23 protein-coding genes, 1 tRNA gene, 1 pseudogene and 1 riboswitch are annotated in these 23008 nt (G+C 70.1%); of the genes and pseudogenes, 18 read left to right on the forward strand and 7 right to left on the reverse strand.

The features are described 5' to 3' along the window. Positions 1-254: 254 nt before the first annotated feature. The 3 genes from topA (at position 255) to QH290_RS02940 (ending at position 5061) form a co-directional block, all read left to right on the forward strand. On the forward strand, positions 255-3140 hold the full coding sequence (gene topA, locus QH290_RS02930; protein WP_425303544.1) for a type I DNA topoisomerase: 2886 nt from the start codon (positions 255-257) through the stop codon (positions 3138-3140). A 125-nt stretch (positions 3141-3265) separates the two neighbouring features. Next, on the forward strand, positions 3266-3790 hold the full coding sequence (locus tag QH290_RS02935; RefSeq protein ID WP_280381881.1) for a mycothiol transferase: 525 nt from the start codon (positions 3266-3268) through the stop codon (positions 3788-3790). Positions 3791-3849: 59 nt separating this feature from the next. After that, positions 3850-5061: a DNA polymerase III subunit delta' gene (locus tag QH290_RS02940; RefSeq protein ID WP_280381882.1), complete on the forward strand. Its 1212-nt coding sequence runs from the start codon at positions 3850-3852 to the stop codon at positions 5059-5061. 111 nt (positions 5062-5172) lie between these two features. Here QH290_RS02940 and QH290_RS02945 read toward each other — a convergent pair whose 3' ends face one another. Further along, complete coding sequence (locus tag QH290_RS02945; protein WP_280381883.1) at positions 5173-5520, reverse strand: hypothetical protein; 348 nt, start codon at positions 5518-5520, stop codon at positions 5173-5175. Between the two features lie 69 nt (positions 5521-5589). Here QH290_RS02945 and QH290_RS02950 point away from each other — a divergent pair, with 69 nt between their 5' ends. From QH290_RS02950 to QH290_RS02970, 5 genes and pseudogenes are all read left to right on the forward strand, one after another. Continuing rightward, positions 5590-6210, forward strand: coding sequence for a TetR/AcrR family transcriptional regulator (locus QH290_RS02950; RefSeq protein WP_280269161.1), 621 nt, complete (start codon positions 5590-5592; stop codon positions 6208-6210). 56 nt (positions 6211-6266) lie between these two features. Continuing rightward, a tRNA-Thr gene (locus QH290_RS02955) sits at positions 6267-6342 on the forward strand. Positions 6343-6352: 10 nt separating this feature from the next. Next, positions 6353-6496 (forward strand): annotated as a pseudogene (locus QH290_RS02960) (VOC family protein); the annotation flags it as partial. Between the two features lie 58 nt (positions 6497-6554). Further along, positions 6555-6755, forward strand: a complete 201-nt coding sequence (locus tag QH290_RS02965) for a cytidine/deoxycytidylate deaminase family protein (RefSeq protein WP_280381892.1) — start codon at positions 6555-6557, stop codon at positions 6753-6755. 45 nt (positions 6756-6800) lie between these two features. Then, positions 6801-7064 (forward strand): deaminase, encoded by a 264-nt coding sequence (locus QH290_RS02970; RefSeq protein ID WP_280381891.1) that lies wholly within the window; start codon positions 6801-6803, stop codon positions 7062-7064. 3 nt (positions 7065-7067) lie between these two features. Here QH290_RS02970 and QH290_RS02975 read toward each other — a convergent pair whose 3' ends face one another. Next, a complete protein-coding gene (locus QH290_RS02975; RefSeq protein ID WP_280269159.1) occupies positions 7068-8132 on the reverse strand; it encodes an NAD(P)H-dependent amine dehydrogenase family protein in 1065 nt (354 codons plus the stop codon). Positions 8133-8142: 10 nt separating this feature from the next. Continuing rightward, complete coding sequence (locus QH290_RS02980; RefSeq protein WP_280381884.1) at positions 8143-8931, reverse strand: SDR family oxidoreductase; 789 nt, start codon at positions 8929-8931, stop codon at positions 8143-8145. Between the two features lie 171 nt (positions 8932-9102). On the opposite strand from QH290_RS02980, the gene QH290_RS02985 reads away from it, so the two are divergent. The 4 genes from QH290_RS02985 to QH290_RS03000 are packed head-to-tail and all read left to right on the forward strand — an operon-like array spanning position 9103 to position 10850. Beyond that, positions 9103-9753, forward strand: coding sequence for a TetR/AcrR family transcriptional regulator (locus QH290_RS02985; RefSeq protein ID WP_280266994.1), 651 nt, complete (start codon positions 9103-9105; stop codon positions 9751-9753). Further along, entirely contained in the window at positions 9750-10124 is a 375-nt protein-coding gene (locus tag QH290_RS02990; protein ID WP_280266993.1) for a glyoxalase superfamily protein, read from the forward strand. The genes QH290_RS02985 and QH290_RS02990 overlap by 4 nt, the downstream gene beginning before the upstream one ends. A gap of 40 nt (positions 10125-10164) precedes the next feature. Beyond that, on the forward strand, positions 10165-10608 hold the full coding sequence (locus QH290_RS02995) for a DUF2752 domain-containing protein (protein ID WP_280266992.1): 444 nt from the start codon (positions 10165-10167) through the stop codon (positions 10606-10608). Positions 10609-10661: 53 nt separating this feature from the next. Further along, positions 10662-10850 (forward strand): hypothetical protein, encoded by a 189-nt coding sequence (locus QH290_RS03000; protein WP_280266991.1) that lies wholly within the window; start codon positions 10662-10664, stop codon positions 10848-10850. Between the two features lie 19 nt (positions 10851-10869). On the opposite strand, the gene QH290_RS03005 is transcribed toward QH290_RS03000, so the two are convergent. The 3 genes from QH290_RS03005 to QH290_RS03015 form a co-directional block, all read right to left on the reverse strand. Next, on the reverse strand, positions 10870-12189 hold the full coding sequence (locus QH290_RS03005) for an aminotransferase class V-fold PLP-dependent enzyme (RefSeq protein WP_280266990.1): 1320 nt from the start codon (positions 12187-12189) through the stop codon (positions 10870-10872). A gap of 45 nt (positions 12190-12234) precedes the next feature. Further along, positions 12235-12348: riboswitch (SAM riboswitch) on the reverse strand. A gap of 46 nt (positions 12349-12394) precedes the next feature. Beyond that, positions 12395-12859 carry a flavin reductase family protein gene (locus tag QH290_RS03010; protein WP_280266997.1) on the reverse strand — a complete coding sequence of 155 codons (465 nt, stop codon included), beginning with the start codon at positions 12857-12859 and terminating at the stop codon, positions 12395-12397. A 193-nt stretch (positions 12860-13052) separates the two neighbouring features. Beyond that, on the reverse strand, positions 13053-13373 hold the full coding sequence (locus QH290_RS03015; protein ID WP_280266989.1) for a 2-oxo-4-hydroxy-4-carboxy-5-ureidoimidazoline decarboxylase: 321 nt from the start codon (positions 13371-13373) through the stop codon (positions 13053-13055). Positions 13374-13530: 157 nt separating this feature from the next. Here QH290_RS03015 and QH290_RS03020 point away from each other — a divergent pair, with 157 nt between their 5' ends. Both QH290_RS03020 and QH290_RS03025 read left to right on the forward strand, forming a co-directional pair. Then, a complete protein-coding gene (locus QH290_RS03020; RefSeq protein ID WP_280266988.1) occupies positions 13531-14352 on the forward strand; it encodes a crotonase/enoyl-CoA hydratase family protein in 822 nt (273 codons plus the stop codon). Between the two features lie 61 nt (positions 14353-14413). Further along, positions 14414-17368, forward strand: a complete 2955-nt coding sequence (locus tag QH290_RS03025; RefSeq protein ID WP_280266987.1) for an AfsR/SARP family transcriptional regulator — start codon at positions 14414-14416, stop codon at positions 17366-17368. A gap of 490 nt (positions 17369-17858) precedes the next feature. Here QH290_RS03025 and ppa read toward each other — a convergent pair whose 3' ends face one another. Further along, positions 17859-18350, reverse strand: a complete 492-nt coding sequence (ppa, locus tag QH290_RS03030) for an inorganic diphosphatase (RefSeq protein ID WP_280266986.1) — start codon at positions 18348-18350, stop codon at positions 17859-17861. Positions 18351-18574: 224 nt separating this feature from the next. Here ppa and dacB point away from each other — a divergent pair, with 224 nt between their 5' ends. The 4 genes from dacB to hpt are packed head-to-tail and all read left to right on the forward strand — an operon-like array spanning position 18575 to position 22774. Further along, entirely contained in the window at positions 18575-19981 is a 1407-nt protein-coding gene (dacB, locus tag QH290_RS03035; RefSeq protein WP_280266996.1) for a D-alanyl-D-alanine carboxypeptidase/D-alanyl-D-alanine endopeptidase, read from the forward strand. Between the two features lie 13 nt (positions 19982-19994). Beyond that, positions 19995-21137: a zinc-dependent metalloprotease gene (locus QH290_RS03040; protein WP_280381885.1), complete on the forward strand. Its 1143-nt coding sequence runs from the start codon at positions 19995-19997 to the stop codon at positions 21135-21137. A 34-nt stretch (positions 21138-21171) separates the two neighbouring features. After that, positions 21172-22164, forward strand: a complete 993-nt coding sequence (tilS, locus tag QH290_RS03045; RefSeq protein WP_280381886.1) for a tRNA lysidine(34) synthetase TilS — start codon at positions 21172-21174, stop codon at positions 22162-22164. A gap of 55 nt (positions 22165-22219) precedes the next feature. After that, positions 22220-22774 (forward strand): hypoxanthine phosphoribosyltransferase, encoded by a 555-nt coding sequence (gene hpt, locus QH290_RS03050; RefSeq protein ID WP_280266995.1) that lies wholly within the window; start codon positions 22220-22222, stop codon positions 22772-22774. Positions 22775-23008 lie beyond the last annotated feature (234 nt).

The raw sequence follows: 23008 nt of genomic DNA on the forward strand, positions 1-23008 counted from the left end.
CCGATCGCTCGTCCCTCACCGCCCACTGCGGTGGGGGACGAGCCGTTTCCAGGGGCAGTACACTCGACCGCAAACCGGGGCTATCCACCGAACCACATCCGAAGTGTGGCGGTCCGTGACCCGTCGTACCGCAGGTGCGGCCACAAACACGGTATAAACGTCATCGGCGGGGGACATCTGTCTTCCGCCGCTTGCCCCAGCCGCGCGCTGCGTCACCCCCGCCGCGCGGGTCGACAGGAAAGGTGTGTTCGCCGGTGGCAACACGAGACCGCGGTGCAGCGCCGACTCCCGACCAGGGCCGTCCCCTGCGTCGTCTCGTGATCGTCGAATCACCGACCAAGGCCCGCAAGATCGCCCCCTACCTCGGCCGCGGCTACACCGTCGAGGCCTCCGTCGGCCATATTCGTGACCTGCCGCGCGGTGCCGCGGATGTGCCCGCCAAATACAAGGGGCAGTCCTGGGCGCGCCTGGGCGTCGATGTCGACAACGATTTCGAGCCGATCTATGTCGTCAGCCCGGATAAGAAGGCCAAGGTCTCCGAGCTGAAGAGCCTGCTCAAGGACGCCGACGAACTGCTGCTGGCCACCGACCCCGACCGCGAGGGCGAGGCCATCGCGTGGCATCTGCTGGAGACGCTGAAGCCGAAGGTTCCGGTGCGGCGGATGGTGTTCCACGAGATCACCGAACCGGCCATTCGCGCCGCCGCGGCCGACACCCGCGACCTGGACAACGATCTCGTCGACGCCCAGGAGACCAGGCGCATCCTGGACCGCCTGTACGGCTACGAGGTCAGCCCGGTGCTGTGGAAGAAGGTCATGCCGCGGCTGTCGGCGGGCCGCGTGCAGTCGGTGGCGACGCGCATCATCGTGCAGCGCGAGCGCGAGCGCATGGCGTTCCGAACCGCCGAGTACTGGGATATCGCCGGGAAATTCGATGCCGGAACCGGCGAGGGCGACGCCGCCAACCCGCGGACGTTCGGGGCGCGGCTGGTCAGCGTCGACGGCTCCCGCGTGGCGGGCGGCCGGGACTTCGGATCCGACGGTCAGCTCAAGACGCGCGGCGTCACCGTGCTGGACGAGGGCTACGCCCGGCGGCTGGCCGAGGCGCTCGAGGGGGCCGACTTCCAGGTCAGCTCGGTCGAGTCCAAGCCGTACACGCGTCGCCCGTACGCGCCGTTCATGACCTCGACGCTGCAGCAGGAGGCCGCGCGCAAGCTGCGGTTCAGCTCCGAGCGCACCATGCGGGTGGCGCAGCGGCTGTACGAGAACGGCTACATCACCTATATGCGTACCGACTCCACCACGCTGTCGGAGTCGGCGATCGCCGCGGCCCGCGCCCAGGCCACCCAGCTGTACGGACCCCAGTTCGTGCACCCGACGCCGCGCCAGTACAACCGCAAGGTCAAGAACGCGCAGGAGGCACACGAGGCGATCCGGCCCTCCGGCGACACGTTTTCCACTCCGGGCCAACTGAGTTCGCGGCTGGACACCGACGAATTCCGGCTCTACGAACTGATCTGGCAGCGCACCGTCGCGTCCCAGATGGCCGACGCCCGCGGCACCACGCTGACCGTGCGGATCACCGGCCACGCCGGGACGGGCGAGGAGTGCGTGTTCTCCGCCTCCGGCCGCACCATCACCTTCGCCGGTTTCCTCAAGGCCTACGTGGAGAGCGTCGACGAGGATTCGGGCAGCCAGTCCGACGACGCCGAGTCGCGGCTGCCCGCGTTGACCGAGGGCCAGGGCGTCAGCGCCGTCGAGCTGACCCCGGACGGGCACACGACCAATCCACCCCCGCGCTACAACGAGGCGTCGCTGGTGAAGGCCCTGGAGGAGCTGGGCATCGGCCGCCCGTCGACCTACGCGTCGATCATCAAGACCATTCTCGACCGCGGCTACGTGTACAAGCGCGGCAACGCGCTGGTGCCGTCGTGGGTGGCGTTCGCGGTGGTGGGTCTGTTGGAGGCGTACTTCGGCCGCTTGGTCGACTTCGACTTCACCGCGGCGATGGAGGACGATCTCGACGCCATCGCGGGCGGTCGCGAGCAACGCGGAAATTGGTTGTCCAGCTTCTACTTCGGGGGCGATCACGGCGTCGAGGGCTCGGTCGCGCGCTCCGGCGGGCTGAAGCGGATGGTCGGCCAGCAGCTCGACGACATCGATGCGCGCGAGGTCAACTCGATCAAGATGTTCACCGACGACGAGGGCCGCGATGTGGTCGTGCGCGTCGGTCGTTTCGGGCCGTACCTGGAACGCATGGTCGCCAATCCCGATGACCCGGACGGTGATCCGGTCTCGCAGCGGGCCAACCTGCCCGACGATCTGCCGCCGGACGAGCTGACGCCCGAGGTCGCCGAGAAGCTGTTCGCGACCCCGCAGGAGGGCCGCTTCCTAGGCAACGACCCGGAAACCGGGCATCGAATCGTGGCCAAGGAGGGCCGATTCGGGCCGTACGTCACCGAGGTGCTGCCGGAGCCGGAGGAGGATCCGGACGCCAAGAAGAGTTCGAAGAAGGCCGCCGGTCCCAAGCCGCGCACCGGATCGCTGTTCAAGTCGATGGATCTGTCGACCATCACCCTCGAGGATGCGCTGAAGCTGCTGTCGCTGCCGCGCGTGGTCGGCAAGGATCCCGAATCCGGCGACGAGATCACCGCGCAGAACGGCCGCTACGGCCCATATCTGAAGAAGGGCACCGATTCTCGGTCGCTGACCAGTGAGGACCAGATCTTCTCGGTGACGCTGGAGGAGGCGCTGAAGATCTACGCCGAGCCCAAGCGCCGGGGGCGGCAGGCGGCCAGTGCGGCGCCGCTGCGCGAGCTCGGCAACGATGCGGCCAGCGGTAAGCCGATGGTCATCAAGGACGGGCGGTTCGGGCCCTACGTCACCGACGGCGAGACCAATGCCAGCCTGCGCAAGGGCGACGAGGTCGAGTCGATCACCGACGAGCGGGCCTCGGAACTGCTCGCCGATCGCCGGGCCCGCGGCCCGGTGAAGAAGGCGGCCAAGAAGACCGCCAAGAAGACGACCGCCAAGAAGGCCGCGGCCAAGACCACGACGGCGAAGAAGACCGCCGCGAAGAAGACGGCCGAGAAGTCCACCGCGAAGAAGGCGGCCGCGAAGAAGACGTCGAGCAAGTCCTGAAGGGCGACAACCGAATTGCGGCCACACGCCGGGTGGAGTAGCGGAAATCGGTCAGCCCTCTTCCGTTCGCCACGTTCTGCCGTAGCGTGGGCAGCCATTCGGGCCCGCCGGCGGAAGGACATTCGATGACCGCACCCTCGACCGAACGCACCGACCCGGAGCGCGAGAACCTGATCGCCATGCTGGCCGAGCAGCGCGAGATGTTCCGAATTACGTTGCGCGGCATGGAAGATGACCAGGCGCGTCAGCGCAGCACGGTCAGCGAGCTGACGCTGGGCGGGCTGCTGCATCACCTGGTGCACGTCGAGCAGCACTGGACGACCGTCATCATCGAACGCGACGAGAACGCGGAAATCGATGTGTCCCAATTCGATTCGGAATACCAGCTGGCTCCGGAGGAGACGGTCGAGGGACTGCTGAAGGAATGGGATGTGGTGGCGGACAACACCGCTCACCTGATCCGGACCGTCGACAGCCTGGACACCTCGATCCCCACCCCGACCGCGCCCTGGGCACCCGAGCGGGTGTGGTGGACGGTCCGTTTCACGCTGCTGCACATCCTGCGGGAGATCTCGCAGCACAGCGGGCACGCCGACATCATTCGCGAGGCGCTGGACGGCGCCAATACGACCCACCAGCGCGCCTCCTGAATCCCGGCGCGGCACTCGGCCCGCTCGGGTTGTCGGGGGCGGCCGCTAGGGTGTACGACGTGGCGGGTGTCTTCGATCGGCTGGTCGGCCAGGATGCGGTCGAGTCCGAGCTGACCGCGGCCGCGGTGGCCGCGCGCAGTGGTGTGGTGTCGTCGGCTATGACGCACTCGTGGCTGTTCACCGGGCCGCCCGGGTCCGGTCGCTCGGTCGCTGCGCTGTGCTTCGCGGCGGCGCTGCAGTGCACCGACCCGGAGCGCCCCGGCTGCGGCCGCTGCCATGCGTGCACCACGACGATGGCGGGGACCCACGGCGATGTGCGCCGGGTGATTCCGGAGGGGCTCAGCATCGGCACCAAGGAGATGCGCGAGATCGTGCAGGTCTCCGCGCGGCGGCCCAGCACCGGCCGCTGGCAGGTTGTGCTGGTCGAGGATGCGGACCGGCTGACCGAGGCCGCCGGGAATGTGCTGCTGAAGGTGGTCGAGGAGCCGCCCGAGCGGACGGTGTTCCTGCTGTGCGCCCCGTCCGACGATCCCGAGGACATCTCGGTGACGCTGCGATCCCGCTGCCGCCACATCCATCTGGTGACACCGTCGACCGACGCCATCGCCCGGGTGCTGCGCGAGCGCGACGGGCTGGCCGCCGACAAGGCATCCTGGGCGGCCTCGATCAGCGGCGGGCACGTGGGCCGGGCCCGGCGCCTGGCCACCGACGAGGAGGCGCAGGCCCGCCGCCGGCGCGCATTGGCGCTGGTGTCGGCGACCGCGCGCCCGGCAGCGGCCTATGCCGCCGCCGACGAGTTGGTGAAGACGGCCGAGGAAGAGGCCAAACAGGTCAGCGCCGCCCGCGACGAGCGCGAGCGCGAGGAGCTGGCGACCGCACTGGGTGCCGGTGGTACCGGCAAGGGCGCCGCCTCGGCGACGCGAGGGTCGGCCGGGGTGCTGAAGGATCTGGAACGCCGCCAGAAGTCGCGCGCCACCCGCACCAGCCGCGATTCGCTCGACCGCGCCCTGATCGACGTCGCCGGGCTGTACCGGGATGCGCTCGCGGTCCGATTCGGCGCCGCGAAACCCGACCCGGCGGCCGGGGTCACCCTGACCCACCCCGACCTCCCCGACCAGATCCGCGACCTGGCGTCCGAGGTCCGCCCCGAGGGCCTGCTCCGCTCGATCGAGGCGGTCCTGGCCTGCCGCGAGGCCCTGGACCAGAATGTCAAACCCCGCTTCGCCGTCGCCGCCATGGTCGCGGGCCTGATCGCCGCCCGCACCCCGTGAGTGGGGGCGGCGAATAGCGGGACTTCTCGACACATTTGGTTGCTGCCCGGCGAACACGACCAGGTGCTTGTCGTCTATTCCGCCAGCGGCGGTGCGGCTGCTCGCGGGTGGTCATGCGGTTGCGGGTGGTGTGGTGTGTGGCGGGTTGGGGCGTCCCGCAGCGGCATTCAGGCGGTACGCGCCGCCGCGTCCGTGGAATATCGCCATCGGCAAGGCCCCGAGAAACAGCCCGGTGAGCCCGGCGAGGGGGTGGTCGGGGAGGTGGGCCCAGTAGCCGAGGCAGGCCGAGATCGCCAGGCCGACGGTTCCGGCGAGGGCGTTGCGCACGGGGTCGTTGCCGAGCAGATTCGGAAACTGTTCTCCCACCATGCCTTTGACGAAATGCGGGATCGCGTTCGCGCCCATCGTTCCGGCGAGTGCGGACAGCAGAGCCGTGTGCCACATGGTGGCCACCTCCATTCGGTCAACAATCGTAGACTGAATGCTACTGAGCGATACCGCTTCGGTCAACGGTTGTAGGCTGAGGGAGTGAGTCCGTCGAGCCGAGCAGCGCAGCGCCGTGATACCGAATCCCGGATCCTGGCGGCGGCGCGGAGATTGTTCGCCGAGGTCGGCTACGACCGGGCCACCATTCGCGCGATCGCGTCGGCGGCGGAGACCGACCCGGGTCTGGTGATGCGGTATTTCGGATCGAAGGACAATCTGTTCGCGCAGGCGTCGGGGTTCGATGAGGACGAGTTGGTCGCGGGGACGCCGGAGCAAGCGGCCGAACAGCTGCTGGCCGCGCTGGAACAGAAGCTGGCCGACCGCCCGACCGATGCGCTCGCGGCGATCAGGTCCATGTTCACTCACCCCGACGCCGCCGGTGAGGTACGGGCCGCCATGCTGTCGCGTCAGCAACAGGCGGCCCAGCATCTGGCCGAGGACGACGCCGACCTACGCGCGGGCCTGATCGGCGCGCTCACGATCGGAACGGTCATCGGACGGCACCTGCTGCGGCTCGACGGCCTGCACGACGCACCGCCCGAACGAGTCTCCGCACTACTCCGAGGCGCGTTCCACGCCATCGCGCACGGCACGCCGGATGAGGGATCGCCCCGGCCCGGCAGGGCTGACGCCACCGCTCGCCCCGCCGATACGCTGCCCTGACCTGTAGTTTTCGTGATCCCGCCCCGATTCGATAGACTCGCGGGGCCGCAAGGCATGCCGCCTTAGCTCAGTCGGTAGAGCGCTTCACTCGTAATGAAAAGGTCGGGGGTTCGATTCCCCCAGGCGGCTCCAGGTGGAGGGTGGTTCGGCGATCTGGCTCCACGCCACCGATGTCCGGGCCATCCACGATGCGCTTGTCGCCGACGGTCACATCATCGTCTCGGCACCGGTCGATGGGCCCTTCGGCCGCACATTCACCGTGCCTGATCGGCTGGGTGTCACCGTTGAGCACCCCGTATCGTCACGACCGTCTCAGAATCGCTGGTTCGACGAGGAGATTCCGCATGAGCATGGTCCCTGTCACCGCCGACGGCCCGACCGAACGGGACGTCGAACACCTGCGGGCGACCGTCGGGATCGCGGTGCGGTCGCGGGACAACGGGAACCACCCGTTCGGCGCGCTGCTGGCCGGGTCCGACGGGCGGGTACTGCTCGAAGCCGAGAACAGCGTCGTCACCGGGCGCGATGCGACCGGTCATGCCTAAACCAACCTGGTCCGGGCGGCCTCGGCCGCCTACGACCCGGACTTCCTGCGGGACTGCACGCTGTACACCAGCACCGAACCGTGTGCCATGTGTTCGGGCGCCATCTACTGGAGCGGTATCGGGCGCGTCGTCTACGCCTTGGGCGAGGATCAATTGCTGGCGCTGACCGGCGCCGACCCGGAGAACCCGACCATGGCGCTACCGTGCCGCCAGGTCTTCGCCGCCGGGCAGCGCCTCCTGCCGGTGGTCGGACCGATCGAGCTGCCCGAGGCCCGCGCCGTCCACGACGGTTTCTGGAACCGGGGCTAGGCGTCAGCGGACCAGGCCGCGGCCCGTGGTGAGTGGCAGGTCCACCGCGGTGAGGAGGCCGGGCCGGGCGGCTACGACCGCGGGGACGGTACTGACCAGGCGGGCCGCCGTGCCGACCAGGCCCGCCTTGGCGTGGTCGCCGCCGCTGTAGAGCTGCAGGTCCAGCTGGTAGTCCGGTTCACCCTCGATTTCGACTCGGTAGCAACCCTTTCCGGTCGGCTGCGGCCAGTCGGGGGCGAGCGACGGGTGCAGGCGGGTGATGTGCTCCAGGACGAAAACCTCTCGGCCGGAGTGGATTCCGCTGACCTGGAAGCGGAGTGCCGCGGCGGTTCCGGCGGCGACGCGCTGCCCGGCGACATCGAGCGGCTCCGGTGTCGGCAGACGGTCGAAATGCTGTGTCACCTCGTCCAATTCGACGTCCAAGGCGGCGGCGAGCTGGCGCACGACGCTGCCCCACGCGAGCGTCAGCACGCCCGGCTGCAGCAGCAGCGGCAGGTCGTCGAGATCGCGGCCGAAGCCCATGATCTCGAACAGCACCTTCGGATTGTCGTAGGTGGAGTAGTCCATCAGTTCGGAACAGGTGACCTTGTCGATGCGTTCGCAGCCGCTGGACAGCAGCAGCGGCAGCCAGTCGTTGGCCCAGCCGGGGTCGATCCCGTTGACCCACAGCGACGCGCCGCCCTCCTCGGCGGCCGCGACGACCGGATCGATCATCTCCGAAGGCACTGTGCCATAAGGGAATTGGAGAAACACCGGACTGCTCGACACCACATTGATGCCCGCCCGCAGGAACATCTTCAAGTCCTCGACCGCCTCCAGCAGCCGGTCGTCGGCCATGGCCGTGTGCACGATGCAGTCGGGCTTCAGTGCCAGCAGCGCCTGCGCATCGTTGGTGGCGAGCACGCCCGTCGGCTCGTCGAGCCCGGCGAGTTCGGCGGCATCCCTGCCCGCCTTGTCCGGGCCGGAGACCCAGACGCCGACCAGTTCCAGTTCGGGCCGGGCGATGATCGACCGCAGCGCCCATCTCCCGACATTGCCCGTGCTCCACTGCACTACGCGATAGGTCATCGTGATCTCCTCACAGATCCGGAAGTCCCAGTTCGAGATTCGGGCTCTCGATGCCGCCGTCGACCTCGAGGATCTTGCCGGTGACATACCCGCCCGCCCGCGAGCTGAGATAGACGATGGCGGCGGCGATCTCCCACGGTTCGCCGAGCCGGTGCAGCGGCGTATCCGCCTCCATGCGCTGCTTGATTTCCGGTTGCTGCGCAACGACCTCCAGCGCGGAGGTCAGGACCGAGCCCACCGCGATGGCGTTGACCCGGATGCGCGGGGCGAGATCCGTTGCGGCCAAACGGGTCCAGTGGGCCAGTGCCGCCTTCGCGGTGCCGTAGGCGAGGAATCCGCGACCGGGGGAGCGGCCCATCATGGAGGAGATGTTCACGACCGAGCCGCCGTCACCGGCGAGCATGTGCGGCACCGCGGCCTGTGTCAGCGCGTGTGCGGTGGAGACGTTGAATCGGAACGCCTCTTCGAGGAATTCGGGTGTCGTGGTCAGGAATGTGTTGGGCATGGTGCCGCCCACGTTGTTGACCACGATGTCGATGCGCCCGAGTTCGGCCGCCGCGGTATCGGCGAAGGCGGTGACGGCCGAGAGGTCGGACAGATCGCAGGGGACGGTGACCACCCGGCGGCCGAGGGCGCGGATCTTGCCCGCCACCTCGTCCAGCTGGGCTGCGGTACGCGCGGCGATGGCGACATCGGCGCCCGCCTCGGCCAGGGCGAGCGCGGTCGCGGCACCGATGCCGCGGCCCGCGCCGGTGACGACGGCGACGCGGCCGTCCAGGCGGAAAGTATCCAGGATCATCGGGGCTCCTCCTCCGGACCTGATGTTCGGCGCGTACTGGGAAGACGGTGGCGGTCCGGTGGCCTACCGGCGGCCGCTCCGGCGTGAGGGCCGTCACACGCAGTCTTAAGAACAAGCGCTTAACTGTCAAGCTTTGTTTCTTAAAGCGCTGGTGGGCGCTACAGTCCTCCTGTGGAGACGGCAACCGCGCGAGAGCGGCTCATCCTGGCGGCGGAGCGCCTGATCGCCGAGCGCGGTCAGACCGTGCCGCTGCGCGATATCGCGGCGGCGGCGGGGCAGCGCAACAACTCGGCGATCCAGTACCACTTCGGTTCCCGGGACGGGCTCATCACGGCGGTGGTGGAACATCGGCTGGCGACACTCGAGGTACGGCGGCTGGAATTGCTTGCCGAGCAAGCGGGTTCGGAGGAGTCCGTGCACGGGCTGCTGGAGGCGTTGGTGATTCCGATGCTCGAGCTGAGCGCACGGCACGGGATCGACCACTACGCGCGATTTCTCGAGCAGATCCGCACGCACGCGGCCGTGACGGATGCGGCGAATCTCGGTAGCGAGCAACGCACTTCGGTGCGGGTGATCATGCGCGGGCTCGAGCGCGGGCTGCCGGAGCTGCCGGTCCGGTTGCGGCACCGCCGGATGCGGTCGCTGCCGACGATGCTGTTCGCCTTGCTCGCCGATCACGAACGCGCGGTCGAGGCCGGTCGGGTGGCGGCCGACGATCAGGGGGCATGGGGCGAGATCGTCGACATGCTCGCGGGTGCGCTCACCGCGCCGGTCGGCGAGCGGGCGGTCATGTCGCACCCACCTGGCACCATCGGGTCATGACCGACTCGCCCCGGCTCGCCGCCCCGATCCCGGTGCTGCGCATCTTCGACGTTCCGAAGGCACTCGAGTTCTATTGCGAGTACCTCGGTTTCACCCTCGACTGGGAGCATCGCTTCGAGCCCGGGTTGCCGCTGTACGCGCAGCTGTCGCGGGCGTCGGCGGTGATCCATGTGAGTGAGCACCACGGTGACGGCACACCCGGGACGGTGGTGTGGATCGCTGTGGACGATATCCACGCTTGGCATGCCGAACTGGCGGCGAAGGAGTACGGCTACGCCCGGCCGGGCGCGCCGGAGGAGGGCCCCGGCGGCCCGGGATTCTCGATCACCGACCCGTTCGGCAACGAGCTGCGGTTCGCGCAGGCGGACTGACCTGGCGGATCCCGGCCCGCGGCGGCTACCGTGGACGACTGTGGATATCGCGCATGTGCAGCCGCCCGAAACCCGCGCGCGATGGCGGGCTCTCGGGCAGCCGGCCATGGTGGCGGGCGGGGCCGCGGCGGTGGTCGCCCTGCTGCACTTCCGCGATCCGCACGTGCCGGGTTCCTACAGCATCTGCCCGTTCTACGAGCTGACCGGGTGGTGGTGTCCGGGCTGCGGCGGCCTGCGCGGCATGCACAACCTCACCGACGGCCGCCTTCTCGACGCCGTGCACAGCAATGTGCTGCTGCTGCCGCTGCTGGTCGGCTTCGCGGTGTGGTGGGGCAGCTGGGTGCTGCGCCGCTGGCGCGGGCAGGACGGACGGCCCTTTCCCTTCGCGATCGGGCGCACCAGGCTGTGGCTGATCCTGGCGGTACTCACCGCGTTCACGGTGCTGCGCAATACCCCGTGGGGGACGTGGCTGGCCCCCGTCTGACCGTTGCGGCGTGGTCGCTGGGGCAACCGCGGCAAACTGGGCATGCTGACGGTATGGGCGATTCGCTGAAGGCAAGAGTGCGCGAGAAGATGCTGCGGCAGTTGAACGAGGACGGTGCCCCGGACCCCGAGCAGGACGACCCACGCCAGATCTCGGTCGAGACCGACCTCGAGGCCCTGGAGGCGGTTGCCGACGACGACCCGCTGGTGGAGGAACTGGCCACCCGCTACCTGGTGCCGTAACCCACGGCGGTGGTGCCGGTCAGAGGGTGCAGGGGGCCGCGCCCGCGACGGTCTGCGGGGTGAGGCGGGGGCGGGTCTCGGGGACCGGGTTCCATTGGCCGTCGGTGCAGGCGTAGGTCCAGCCGGGGCCGTGGTCGACCAGCGTGGACACGGCCTCGACGAGGCGGTCGACATCGGCCGCGGTGCTGCCGAGGCCGATGCTCGCGCGCAGGGCGCCGTCGACGCCGAGCCGGGCCAGCAGCGGGTGGGCGCAGAACCGGCCGTCGCGCACGCCGATGCCGTGCTCGGCCGACAGGTACGCCGCCACCCGGCCCGGCTCGAACCCGTCGAGGGTGAACGCGACGATGCCGACGCCGTCGGTACTGTCCGACCAGATGCGCAGGAAGTTCACTCCCGCAATGTTTTTCAGGCCGTCGCGCAGTCGCTCGGCCAGGCCGCGCTCGTGCTCGGCCACGGCCCGCTCGTCCAGCGCCCCCAGCGCGTCGCAGGCGGCGGCGAGGGCGGCGACCCCCAGGACGTTCGGCGAGCCCGCCTCGTGCCGCTGCGGGGCCGGGGCCCACCGCGCGCCGGTGGCGGTGACCTCCTCGACGGCACCGCCGCCCGCGAGATACGGCTCGGCGGCATCCAGCCAGTCGCGCCGCCCGACCAGTACTCCCGCGCCGAACGGCGCGTACAGCTTGTGCCCGGAGAAGGCCAGGTAGTCGATGCCGGTCGCCCGCAGGTCGATGCGGCGGTGCGGTGCGAGCTGCGCGGCATCGACCAGGATGCGGGCACCGCACTGATGGGCGATCGTCGCCAGGCGCTGCAGCGGCAGCACCTCGCCGGTCACATTCGAGGCGCCCGTGATGGCAAGCAGCGCAGCGGGTTTGGTGCACAGTTCGGCGACGAGGCGGCGGATGGTCTCCTCGATCGTGTCGGCGGCGGGCACCACGCGGCGGCCGTGCCGGGTCCACGGCAGGAAGTTGGCGTGGTGCTCGATATCGAGCACCACGGTGTCCCCGGGTACGCAGGAGGCCAGCAGATTCAGCGCGTCGGTGGTGTTGCGCGTGAAGACGACCACCTGATCGTCGGCGCAATTGAGCAGGCGCGCAACCGAACCCCGGCCCGCCTCGTAGCAGTCGGTGGAGATGCGCGAGGCGTAGCCGGCGCCGCGGTGCACGCTGGCGTAGTACGGCAGCAGCTCGGCGACCCGGTCGGTGACCTGCGCGAGCGCGGGGGCGCTGGCGGCGTAGTCGAAATTGGCGTAGGTGCGAGTTCCGCCCTGTACCAACGGAACTCGCAGATCACGCCCGGAGACAACGGCGGCCGGGGCACAGGTACGGTCGAGAATTGCGGTCATCACATCATCCTTCGGCTCCGGGACTCCGTGACGAAAGATGATCGGAGTCCGCGCTTGCCGTGCCCGGTCGGACAGCGGCCCGGTCGTCACCCGGAGCACCCCACCGCGGAGGAGGGTTGCCGGCCAGCAAGCCGGGGCTTGACGCTGGCACTCATGACCTGTCGCCGAGATTGGCAGAAGCGGGCGGAGCTTGTCAAGCGGGTTGTCAGTCCAAGCCCTTGGGGCGGTGATAGTCGCCGTTGTAGTACAGCAGGGGCGCGGCGATGGGGTCGTCGCCGGTGTTGTCGTGAACCCGCGTGACCAAACCCACGACCAGCGTGTGATCGCCGATCGGGATGAGCCGGTGCACGGTGGCGCGCACCCAGATCGGGGTGCCGTGCAGGATCGGCTCGCCGGTGTCGAGCCGCGTCCACAGCGACTTGTCGGCGAAGCGCTCCTCGGCGGTCCGGGAGAATCGCTGCGCCAGGTGCCGCTGATGCTCGCCGAGGAAGTGCACCACCAGGGAGTCCGCGGCGAGCATGGCCTCGATGCTCGACGAGGTGTGCGCGATATTGAACGAGATCAGCGGCGGATCCGCCGACAGCGACGCGAACGACGTCGCGGTGAAACCCACCGGGCCCTTGTCCGCGCCCAGTGTGACGATGGTGACACCGGCCGGGTAGTGGCGCATGGCGGCGCGGTACTGCGTGGAGGTGATCCCGCTCAGGTCGTCGGGCACCTCGCCCGTGCCCGCCGGATACGCGGCGCGCTGTGCCGATGGTTGCTTCCCGAGCTCGCTCACATCCCCAACCTACGTCTCCCGGGCCTGGAGTATTCCGGGCACGGTGGTCGGCGGAGGGAACGAACTCGGGCCGAGGATGATCTCAGGCGGTGGGATAGCCGCCGTCGGGGCCGAGCATGCGATCGATGCGCTCGCGGTTGATCCGAGCCAGCTCCTGGGCAGATCGGTCCGGGATCGTCTGGTGCACAACGGAATCGCAGAGGCGGTCCAGGTCGCCGCGCGACAGCGCCAGCAGTTCGGCGTCCGCGGCCGCGAACAGGGCGGCGCGGTCGGGGTAGGGGCGCTGGTCGGCGAGTTTCTCCGCCCACGTGACGCTGCAGCAGCATTCGAACAGGGCGTGGACGGCGCGCCCGCGCGGGAGCGTGTTGAAACGATCCAGGCCGATGCCCTTGTGCATCAACATGGTGGCCTCCGAGAAACCGGCGGCGGCGAATCCTGATGTGTTACATGATGCCCCGTAGCCCACCTCGTAAAACACTGCCCCACAGCAGATTTAGCACAGGCGTTACATGGCGGCGGGCTCGTGGCCGCGGCGCGGTCAGGGCCGCTACGCTGGGCGAATGACCGATTGGAAGGCTTTCACAGTCGAGAGCAAGGATCATGTCGCGCAGGTGACGCTGATCGGCCCGGGTAAGGGCAACGTCATGGGGCCGGACTTCTGGCGAGAACTGCCGCTGATCTTCGGCGAGCTCGATGCCGACCCCGAGGTGCGCGCGGTCGTGCTCACGGGCTCGGGCAAGCACTTCTCCTACGGCCTCGACCTGCAGGCGATGAGCCCGCTGTTCGGTCCGCTGCTGGCCGATAGGGCCCTGGCGGCCCCGCGCACCGCCTTTCTGCACGATATCCGGCGCCTGCAGGCGGCCGTGACCGCCGTCGCGGAGTGCCGCAAGCCGGTCGTCGCCGCGATCTCCGGCTGGTGCGTCGGCGGTGGACTGGACCTGATCGCCGCCGCCGATATTCGCCTGGCCAGCGCCGAGGCCACCTTCAGCCTGCGCGAGGCGAAGGTCGCGATCGTCGCCGACGTGGGGTCGCTGCATCGGCTACCCGGCATCATCGGCGAGGGCCACCTGCGCGAACTCGCCTACACCGGCAAGGACATCGACGCCGCGCGGGCGGAGAAGATCGGCCTGGTCAACGACGTGCATCCGGATCGGGAGGCGGTGCTCGCGGCGGCGCACGAGCTGGCCCGGGAGATCGCCGCGAATCCGCCGCTGGTGGTGCAGGGCGTCAAGGACGTGCTCGAGCAGCCGAAGGCGGGCAGGGTCGCCGACGGGCTCCGCTACGTCTCGGCGTGGAATGCCGCGTTCCTGCCGTCGGAGGATCTCACCGAGGCCATTCAGGCCGTGTTCGAGAAGCGGTCGCCGGAGTTCAAGGGACGGTAGCTGCCGATCACGCGATCGTCTACCGTCACTGCACAACGATCGCGCGTTTCGGACAGGACCGATGCTGAAGTTTGCCGTGCTGGGTGAGGTGCGTGCTTGGCGCGGCGAGAACCGGTTGGATCTCGGGCCCAAGCAGCGCCGGGCCGTGCTCGCGGCACTGCTGCTGCGGCGCGGGCGCTCGGCGACGGTCGGCGATCTTGTCGCCGACGTGTGGGGCGATCGGGCCACCGCGAGCGCGGTCGGGGCCCTGCGCAACCACATCCTGCATCTGCGCAAGACGCTCGAGCCGGACCGGGCCGCGGGGGCACCGCCCACGGTCCTCGTGGGTTTCGCGGGCGGCTACGCGCTGCGGCTGCCCCCGGCGTCGGTCGATGTCGAACTGGCCGAGCAGTATGCGGCCGAGGCCGAGCGCGCCGTCGCGGCCGAGCAGGCGCGGGAGCATCTGCAGACCGCGCTGGGACTGTGGTCCGGGACCCCGCTGGCCGGACTGCCCGGACCGCATGCCGAGCGGCTGCGCGCCCAGCTCTGCGAACGCCGCCTGAGCCTGCTGGAGCAGCGGCTCGAGGTGGATCTGCGGCTGGGCCGCCACGCCGAGGCGATCACCGAACTGCAGCCGCTGGCCGCCGAGCATCCGCTGCGGGAGAAGACGCGCGAACTGCTGATGACCGCGCTCTACCACGCGGGACGGCAGGCCGAGGCGCTCGAGGTGTTCGCCGATACCCGCCGCACCCTGATCGAACTGCTGGGACTCGAGCCCGGTCCCCGGCTGACCGATCTGCATCAGCGGATCCTGCGGGCCGAGCTGGCCCCGCCGCGTCCCGCCGCGGCCACCGCCGAGCGGGTGCGGGCCGCGCAGCTGCCCGCCGATATCGCCGATTTCACCGGGCGGGCCGACTGCGTGCGCCGCCTGGTCGACCGGCTCACCAGCGACGGTGGCGCGGTGCCGGTCTGCGCGATCACGGGCATGGGCGGGGTCGGCAAGAGCACCCTCGCCGTGCACGTCGCGCACCTGGTCCGCGGGCACTTCCCGGACGGGCAGCTGCACGTCGACCTGCACGGATTCGAACGCCGCACCGCCGCCATCGACACCCTGGGCGATTTCCTGCGCGCGCTCGGAGTTCCGGAGGGAGAGATCGCCTCGACCGCGGCGCAGCGGGCCGCCCAGTTCCGCAGCCGGCTCGACGGCAAGCGGGTGCTGGTGGTGCTCGACAATGCCCGCGACGCCGAGCAGGTGGTCCCGCTGATCCCGGGTACGTCCGGGTCGGCGGTGCTGATCACCAGCCGCTCCGGGCTGCCCGAACTGGCCGGGGTGGCGGGCGTCCGGCTCGACGAGATGTCCTCGGACGAGGCGCTGGTGCTGCTGGGCCGCATCGTCGGGCCGGAGCGCGTCGAGGCCGAGCCCGAGGCCGCCGCCGCGGTCGTGCGCGCGTGCGGCCGGTTGCCGCTGGCGGTGCGGATCATCGGGGCGCGGCTGGCCGGGCGGCCGCGCTGGAACATCGCCGCGGTCGCCGAACGGCTGGCCGACTCCCAGCAGCGGCTGGGGCTGTTGCGCACCGGCGATCTCGGGGTCGGCCCGGTCTTCCGGCTCGGTTACGACCAGCTGGAACCGGCGCAGGCCAAGGCCTTTCGCATGCTCGCGGTGCCGGATGTGGAGGATCTGCCGCTCGCCGGCGCCGCCGCGGTCCTGGGGCTCGATCGCGACGAGGCCGAGTTCCTGTGCGAGTCGCTGGTGGATCTGAGCCTGCTCGACTCCACCGCCGTCGGCCGCTACACCTACCACGACCTGCTGCGGTTGTTCGCGCGCGACCTGGGACCGGTCCACGAGTTCGACGCGTTGCCGCGGTTGCTGGATTTCTACTTGGCGACCATGAAAAACGTTGTGTCGGTGTGCAATCCGGGCACCCGGCTGCCGGAGTACCTGAAACCGACGCGAGCGCAAGGGCTGTCGTTCGCCGACGGTGCCGACGCACAGTCCTGGCTCAATGCCGAGCGCCGCAACCTCGTCGCACTGCTGCGGCAGGCGGCCGGGCGGGACGGCGTCGCCCTGGCGCTCTGCGCCGACCTGGCCTGGGCGATGGCGGAACTGATCGACGGCGGGCCGAACGCCCAGGAACTCGCGCGGGCCCTGGAGGATCTGCTGGGCGCGGCCCTGCGCGCCGGTGATCGCGGCCTGGAGTGCCGGGTGCGGGTGGCGCTGGGCTCGGTGCTCACCTACGCGCTGGCCCGCATGCGCACCGGACGCGACCATCAGCGCATCGCGCTGTCGCTCGGCAGCGATTCCGCGGGCAACGCCCGGCTGACGGCGTTCGCGGCGCAGTTGCTGGCCAGCTCCACCCGAATGGGTGTGGAGGCGGCCGCCTCGCTCGCGCACGCCGAACGGGCCATCCGGCTGGCGCGGCGGGTCGGCGATCCGGCGACCGAATGCGCCTGTCTCATCCACGCCGCCAAGACGCTGTCGGACGCCGGTCGCCTCGGGGAATCCGTCGAGCGCGCCGAACGCGGGCGGGATCTGGCCCGGCAGATCGGCAATGCGGCGCTGGAGGCGATGGCACTGCACGAGCTCGGTGCCGCGCTGGCCTTTCGCGGTGAGCACGACCGGGCGATCGAATTGTGCACGCGCGCGGTGGAATCGGCCCGGCGCAGCGGAATGCGGCTGCGGGTGGGTTTCGCCCTGGCCCGGCTCGCGCACGTGTGCATGCTCGCCGGGCGGCTCGAGCAGGCGGAGCCGATCGCGGCGGAGGCGGTGGAGAATGTCACGCGGGCGGCGGGGCCCCTGCATCGCGGCCGGGCCATGCTGATGCACGGTCTGGTCCTGCAGGGTCTGGGCCGCATCGAGGACGCGCGGCGGGTGCTGCGCCGCACCGCCGAGATCGTGATACAGCTGGAGGAAACCGCCCTGGTGCACGAACGCATCGACGCGGAGCTCGAGGCGCCGGTGGCCGAGATACTCCGCCAACACCTGGACGCGGTGCTGGCCGAGCGTTCCGGCTCCGCAAGCTCCGCCGGAATGTTGTGAGCTGACGCTTTGTCTCTCGCCGGAGTGTTGTGCGTTGACGTCTTGTCTCTCGCCGGAGTGTTGTGCGTTGACGTCTTGTCTCTCGCCGGAGTGTTGTGCGTTGACGCTTTGTCCCTCGCCCTAATGTTGGCCAGGTGACGCTTTGGCTCTCGCCGGAATGGTGGCCAGGTGACGCTCTGTTCCGTCTCGAAGCAGGACACGTCATTTTTTCATCATTTCCGCCTCATTCGCCGCGGTGAACTGGCGAAACGAGACGAGCGGCGGGATGCGCGCGGCGGTGCCGCCCGATTAGCGTTCCAGGCACGGAATTCGGCCGCGCGGCTTCGCGTCTCGCGGCGGGAGGAGCGAATTCCGTCGCGTCCGCATGGCCGTGCGGTGCGGCATCGTCGTTCGGGGGGTCGGCGGTGGCGTCCGCGGCGTGCGGACGCGCTCGAAGCGCCCGGTGGGAGATTCGCCTCGCAAACCGAATCCCCCACCGGGCGTTCGCCGTTCAGTGCCCGCCCTGTTCCTTCAGCCGCGCGAAGGCCTCCTCGACCAGGGTCTCGGCCTTGGCCCGGCCGTCCCAGCCCTCGACCTTGACCCACTTGCCCGGCTCCAGGTCCTTGTAGTGCTCGAAGAAGTGCTCGATGGCCTTGCGATCGAACTCCGGCACGTCGGCGACGTCCTGGATGTGGTCCCAGCGCTTGTCGCCCGCCGGTACCGCGACGATCTTCTCGTCGCCGCCGGCCTCGTCGCTCATCAGCAGCACGCCCACCGGGCGGGCCTCCACGATCACGCCCGGGAACACCGATTCCGGGAGCAGCACCAGGACGTCCAGCGGATCGCCGTCGGAGCCGAGGCTGTTCTCGATGTAGCCGTAGTCGGCCGGGTAGACCATCGGGGTGTAGAGGTAGCGGTCCAGCCGCACCCGCCCGGTCTCGTGGTCGACCTCGTACTTGTTGCGCTGACCCTTGGGGATCTCGATGGTGGCGTCGAACTCCACGTCATCTCCTTCGTCTGGTGCTTGCCGACTCGCCAGCTTGTTCGGGGGAACGCCAGCCAGGTGAGGATAGTGTGGTCGACGGGCACATGGGTGCGGCAGGGACCGGGGCCCCGTGAAATACGCGCGATGCGGCCCTGTCACAGGTGATTTAGGGAGACTGCGGTCAGGTGGTTGGTCGAGGCAGCAGGAACATCGGCGGGCTGGCCGCCCGGCGTCGGCGCACGATGTGGATCGGGGTGGTCACCGGGCTGGTCGTCGTGGTGGTGGCCGTCGCCGCGGTGCTGATCGTGGTGCGCCCGTGGACCGCGGAGTTCCGGCACGGCGGCCTACGGATCGCCGCCCCGCCCGCACCGGTGAAACCGTTCCCGCAGCTGCCGCCGGCCTCGCCGAACGCGCCCGAGCCCAGCCCGCAGGGGCTGGCTGCGGCCCTCGGCCCGGTGGCCGGAAATCCCGATCTCGGTGCGTTCACCGCATCGGTCAGCGATCCGGACAGCCGCAGCGTGCTGTGGGGTGTCGACCCCGGCAAGCCCGTCATTCCGGCGTCGACCGCGAAGGTGCTCACCGCCGCCGCGGCCCTGCTGGTGGTGCCGCCGGACAAGCGCGTCACCACGAAGGTGGTGGCGGGAGCGAATCCGAACGAGCTGGTGCTGGTCGCGGGCGGCGACCCGACGCTGACCGCGCAGGCCGACGGCAAGGGGTATTACAAGAACGGGCCGCGGCTGTCGGATCTGGTGGCCCAGATCCGCGCGGCCGGGCGCACCGCCGACACGATCGTGGTGGACACGTCGGTCTATACCGGCCCGGCCTGGCCCTCGGGCTGGGATCCGGCCGATATCGAGGGCGGTTCGTGGGCGCCGATCGAACCGGTGATGATCGACGGCGGCCGCAAGGATCCGCTGGTCGAATACTCCCCGCGCACACCGACTCCCGCGCTGGACGCCGGGCGCCGCCTGGCGGTGGAGCTGGGGCTCGATCCCGGCAAGGTGCGGCTGGGCCGCGCGGCGGCGGGGGCTCCGGAGATCGCGCAGGTGCAGTCGGCGCCGATGCGGGACCGGCTGCGCGAGATGATGATCCACTCCGACGACGTGCTGGCCGAGACGATCGGCCGCGAGATCGCCGCCGTCACCGGCAACGAGCAGTCCTTCGCGGGCGCCGTGACCGCGATGATGACGGCCCTCGCCGCGGCCGGATTCGATACCGCCGGGACGACCATGCTCGACAACAGCGGGCTGTCCACCGACGACCGGACCCCCGCGCGCCTGCTCGACCGGATCCTGGTGGAGGCGGCCGCCCCGCAGCCCGGGCAGCAGCCGGGCACTTCGGCGGTCAACACCGGTGGATCGACCGCGACCGGTTCCCCGCTGGCCCCGCTGCTGGACTATCTGCCGGTCGCCGCCGGTACCGGCTCACTGGCCTACCGGTTCGTCACCCCGCGCGATCACAGCGGCGCGGGGTGGGTCCGCGCGAAAACCGGAACTCTGTCGGTATCGAGCGCGTTGGCAGGGTATGTGCTGGACAGTGATGGTCGTGTGCTGACCTTCGCGCTGATGTCGAACGATCGGCCGCCCGAGGCGAGCCGACCGGCATTGGACGCCATCGCGGCCACACTGCGCAACTGTGGATGCTCCTGACGGGTGGAAAACTATGACCGGCACCGGTGACGCGGCCCGAGACGGCGGCTCAGAACGTTCCGAACAGGTGGTGGTCGACGTCGCGACCGGTCAGCTGACCCACAAACCCCGCCGTCCCGCGCTGGCCGGGGCGATCGACTGGCCGCTCGCGGCCCGCACCGGATCCGCGCTGGTCCCGGCCGGTCCGCGCACCACGCGCTACTCCGCCGAGCAGGTGGTCGAGGAGCTCGCCGCGGACTCCGCGCGCGCCGAGGCCCCCGTGCGGGAGGTCAGCCTGCTGACCGACGACCGGCCGATCCCGGCGGCGCGGGTGGTGGACCGGCCCGGCTGGATTCGCGCGGCCGCCGAGTCGATGTCCGAGCTGACCGGTGCCCCCGCCGCCGACCGCGGCCGCTTCACCGGAAAACCGGCGGGCGTGCAGGCGGGCGCGATGCTCGCCTTCCTGTCCACGGCGATTCTCGGCCAGTACGACCCGTTCAGCGGCCCCGACGGGACGCTGCTGCTGGTGGCGCCCAATATCGTCGCGGTGGAGCGGGCGCTGGGCGTATCGCCCGCCGATTTCCGGCTCTGGGTGTGCCTGCACGAGGTGACACACCGGGTGCAGTTCTCCTCGGCGCCGTGGCTGGCCGACTACATGAAGCACAACGTGGAGGTGCTCGGCGACGTCGGCGACGAGCCGCTCGACGAGATGCTGTCGCGGCTGCTGGAGCAGGTGCGCGAGCGCCGTCGCGGCGCTGAGGACAACGGCGACGATCCCGCCAACCGGGGAGTGATCGGGCTGCTGCGCGCCACCCAGGCCCCGCCGCAGCGCGAGGCGCTGGACCGGCTGCTGATGCTGGGCACCCTGCTCGAGGGCCATGCCGACCACGTGATGGACGCGGTCGGCCCGGCCGTGATCCCCTCGGTCGTGCAGATCCGGCAGGCATTCGACCAGCGTCGCCGCCGCCCCGCGAATCCGCTGCAGCGGCTGCTGCGGGCCCTGCTCGGGGTGGACGCCAAGGTGGCCCAGTACGTGCGCGGCAAGGCGTTCGTCGACGAGGTCGTCGGCACGGTCGGCATGCAGCGGTTCAACACAGTGTGGACCGACGCCGAAACCCTGCCCCGCACCGACGAGATCGCCGACCCGCAGCGCTGGATCATCCGGGTGCTGGGCTGAGATGAGCCGCCCGCGGGTGGGCGAGAATCGGACGATGCGCGCCGGTTCGACAGATTCGACACAGCCTCTGCCCGAGACCCCGTCCGCACTGGAACTGCGGCACGCGCTGCGGGACTGGCTGGCGCGATACGCACCGACCGGTGTCGTCGCGGTGGCGCTGTCGGGCGGCGCCGACTCGGTGGCGCTGACCGCCGCCGCGGTCGCCGAGGCGCAGGTGGTCGATGCCCTGATCGTCGACCACGGCCTGCAGGCGGGCTCGGACCGGACCGCCGCCGCGGCCGCCGCCGTCGCCGAAACGCTGGGCTGCCGGTCGGCCCGGGTGCTCACCGTCGAGGTGACCGGCGACGGCGGGCCCGAGGCGGCGGCGCGCCGCGCCCGATACGCCGCCCTCGACGACGCCCGCGCGGGCCTGCCCGTCCAGCTCGGCCACACCCTCGACGACCAGGCCGAAACGGTGCTGCTCGGACTGGCCCGCGGCTCCGGATCGCGCTCGATCCAGGGCATGGCCGAATACGCCGATCCCTGGGGCCGCCCGCTGCTCGGAGTGCGCCGCGCGACGACCCGGAGGCTGTGCGCCGAACTCGGGATACGCGCCCACGACGACCCGCACAACTACGCGCCCGAATTCACCCGGGTCCGGTTACGCACCGAGGTGCTGCCCGTGCTGGAAGAGGTCCTCGGCGGCGGAGTGGCCGCCGCGCTGGGCCGCACCGCCGAACAACTGCGCGAGGACGGCACCGTGCTCGACACGCTTGCCGAACAGTTGCTGACAGCCGCGAGTGATGGGCCCGCGCTGACCATCGAGACGCTCGCCACTGCGCCCGCGGCGCTGCGCCGCCGCGCCCTCCGGCGCTGGCTGCTCGACGGCGGTGCAAAAGCCTTGACCGACAAGAACTTACGAGCCGTCGATGCGCTGGTCACGGACTGGCACGGCCAGGGCGGCGTCGCCGTCGGCGGCGGAAAGCCGGGGACCCGGTTGGTTGCCACGCGCGAACATGGGAAGCTGACCCTGGCGTTTGCACGATAATGATCCGGTGACGCCGGCGCCGCGATCGGACTTCAGCGAAGGGAAACCAGCGCACGTGTACGGGGACGACATCGCGTCGGTGCTGATCACCGAGGAACAGATCAAGGCGAAGGTCGACGAGCTGGCCGAACTGATCGCCAAGCGGTATCCCGCCGGGGCGCCCGAGGGGGATCTGCTGCTGGTCGGCGTGCTCAAGGGCGCGATCTTCTTCATGACCGACCTCGCCCAGGCGCTGCCCATCCCCACCCAGATGGAATTCATGGCCGTGTCCTCCTACGGGTCGTCCACCTCCTCCTCGGGCGTGGTGCGCATCCTCAAGGACCTCGACAAGGACATCGCCGGGCGCAACGTGCTGATCGTCGAGGACATCATCGACTCGGGGCTCACGCTGTCTTGGCTCAAGCGCAACCTGTCCAGCCGGAACCCGGCGTCGCTCGAGGTCGTGACGTTGCTGCGCAAGCCCGATGCGCTGCGGACGCAGGTGGATGTGGCGCATGTGGGGTTCGATATTCCCAATGAGTTCGTTGTGGGGTATGGGCTGGATTATGCGGAGCGGTATCGGGATGTGCCTTATATCGGGACTTTGGATCCGCGGGTTTACAGCGGTTGAGGGGGGTGGGCGTCGAGTTTGGGTGGGGTGGGCGTCGAGTCTGGTGGGGAGGATGTCGAGTTGATGAGGCGGACGTCGAGTTGATGAGGCGGACGTAAGTCTGATAGGGCTCACGTCAAGTTGATGGGCGGGCTGGGTTTTTGGCCTCCGCTTCGCTCCGGCGGGTTTTCGGCGCCTGGGAGTCTCGAGTTTCGAGGGCCGCTGCTCGCTCCTTCGTCGCATGCGCAGCGGCCC

It is taken from the genome of Nocardia wallacei (assembly GCF_029869545.1).
Classification (GTDB): domain Bacteria; phylum Actinomycetota; class Actinomycetes; order Mycobacteriales; family Mycobacteriaceae; genus Nocardia; species Nocardia wallacei_A.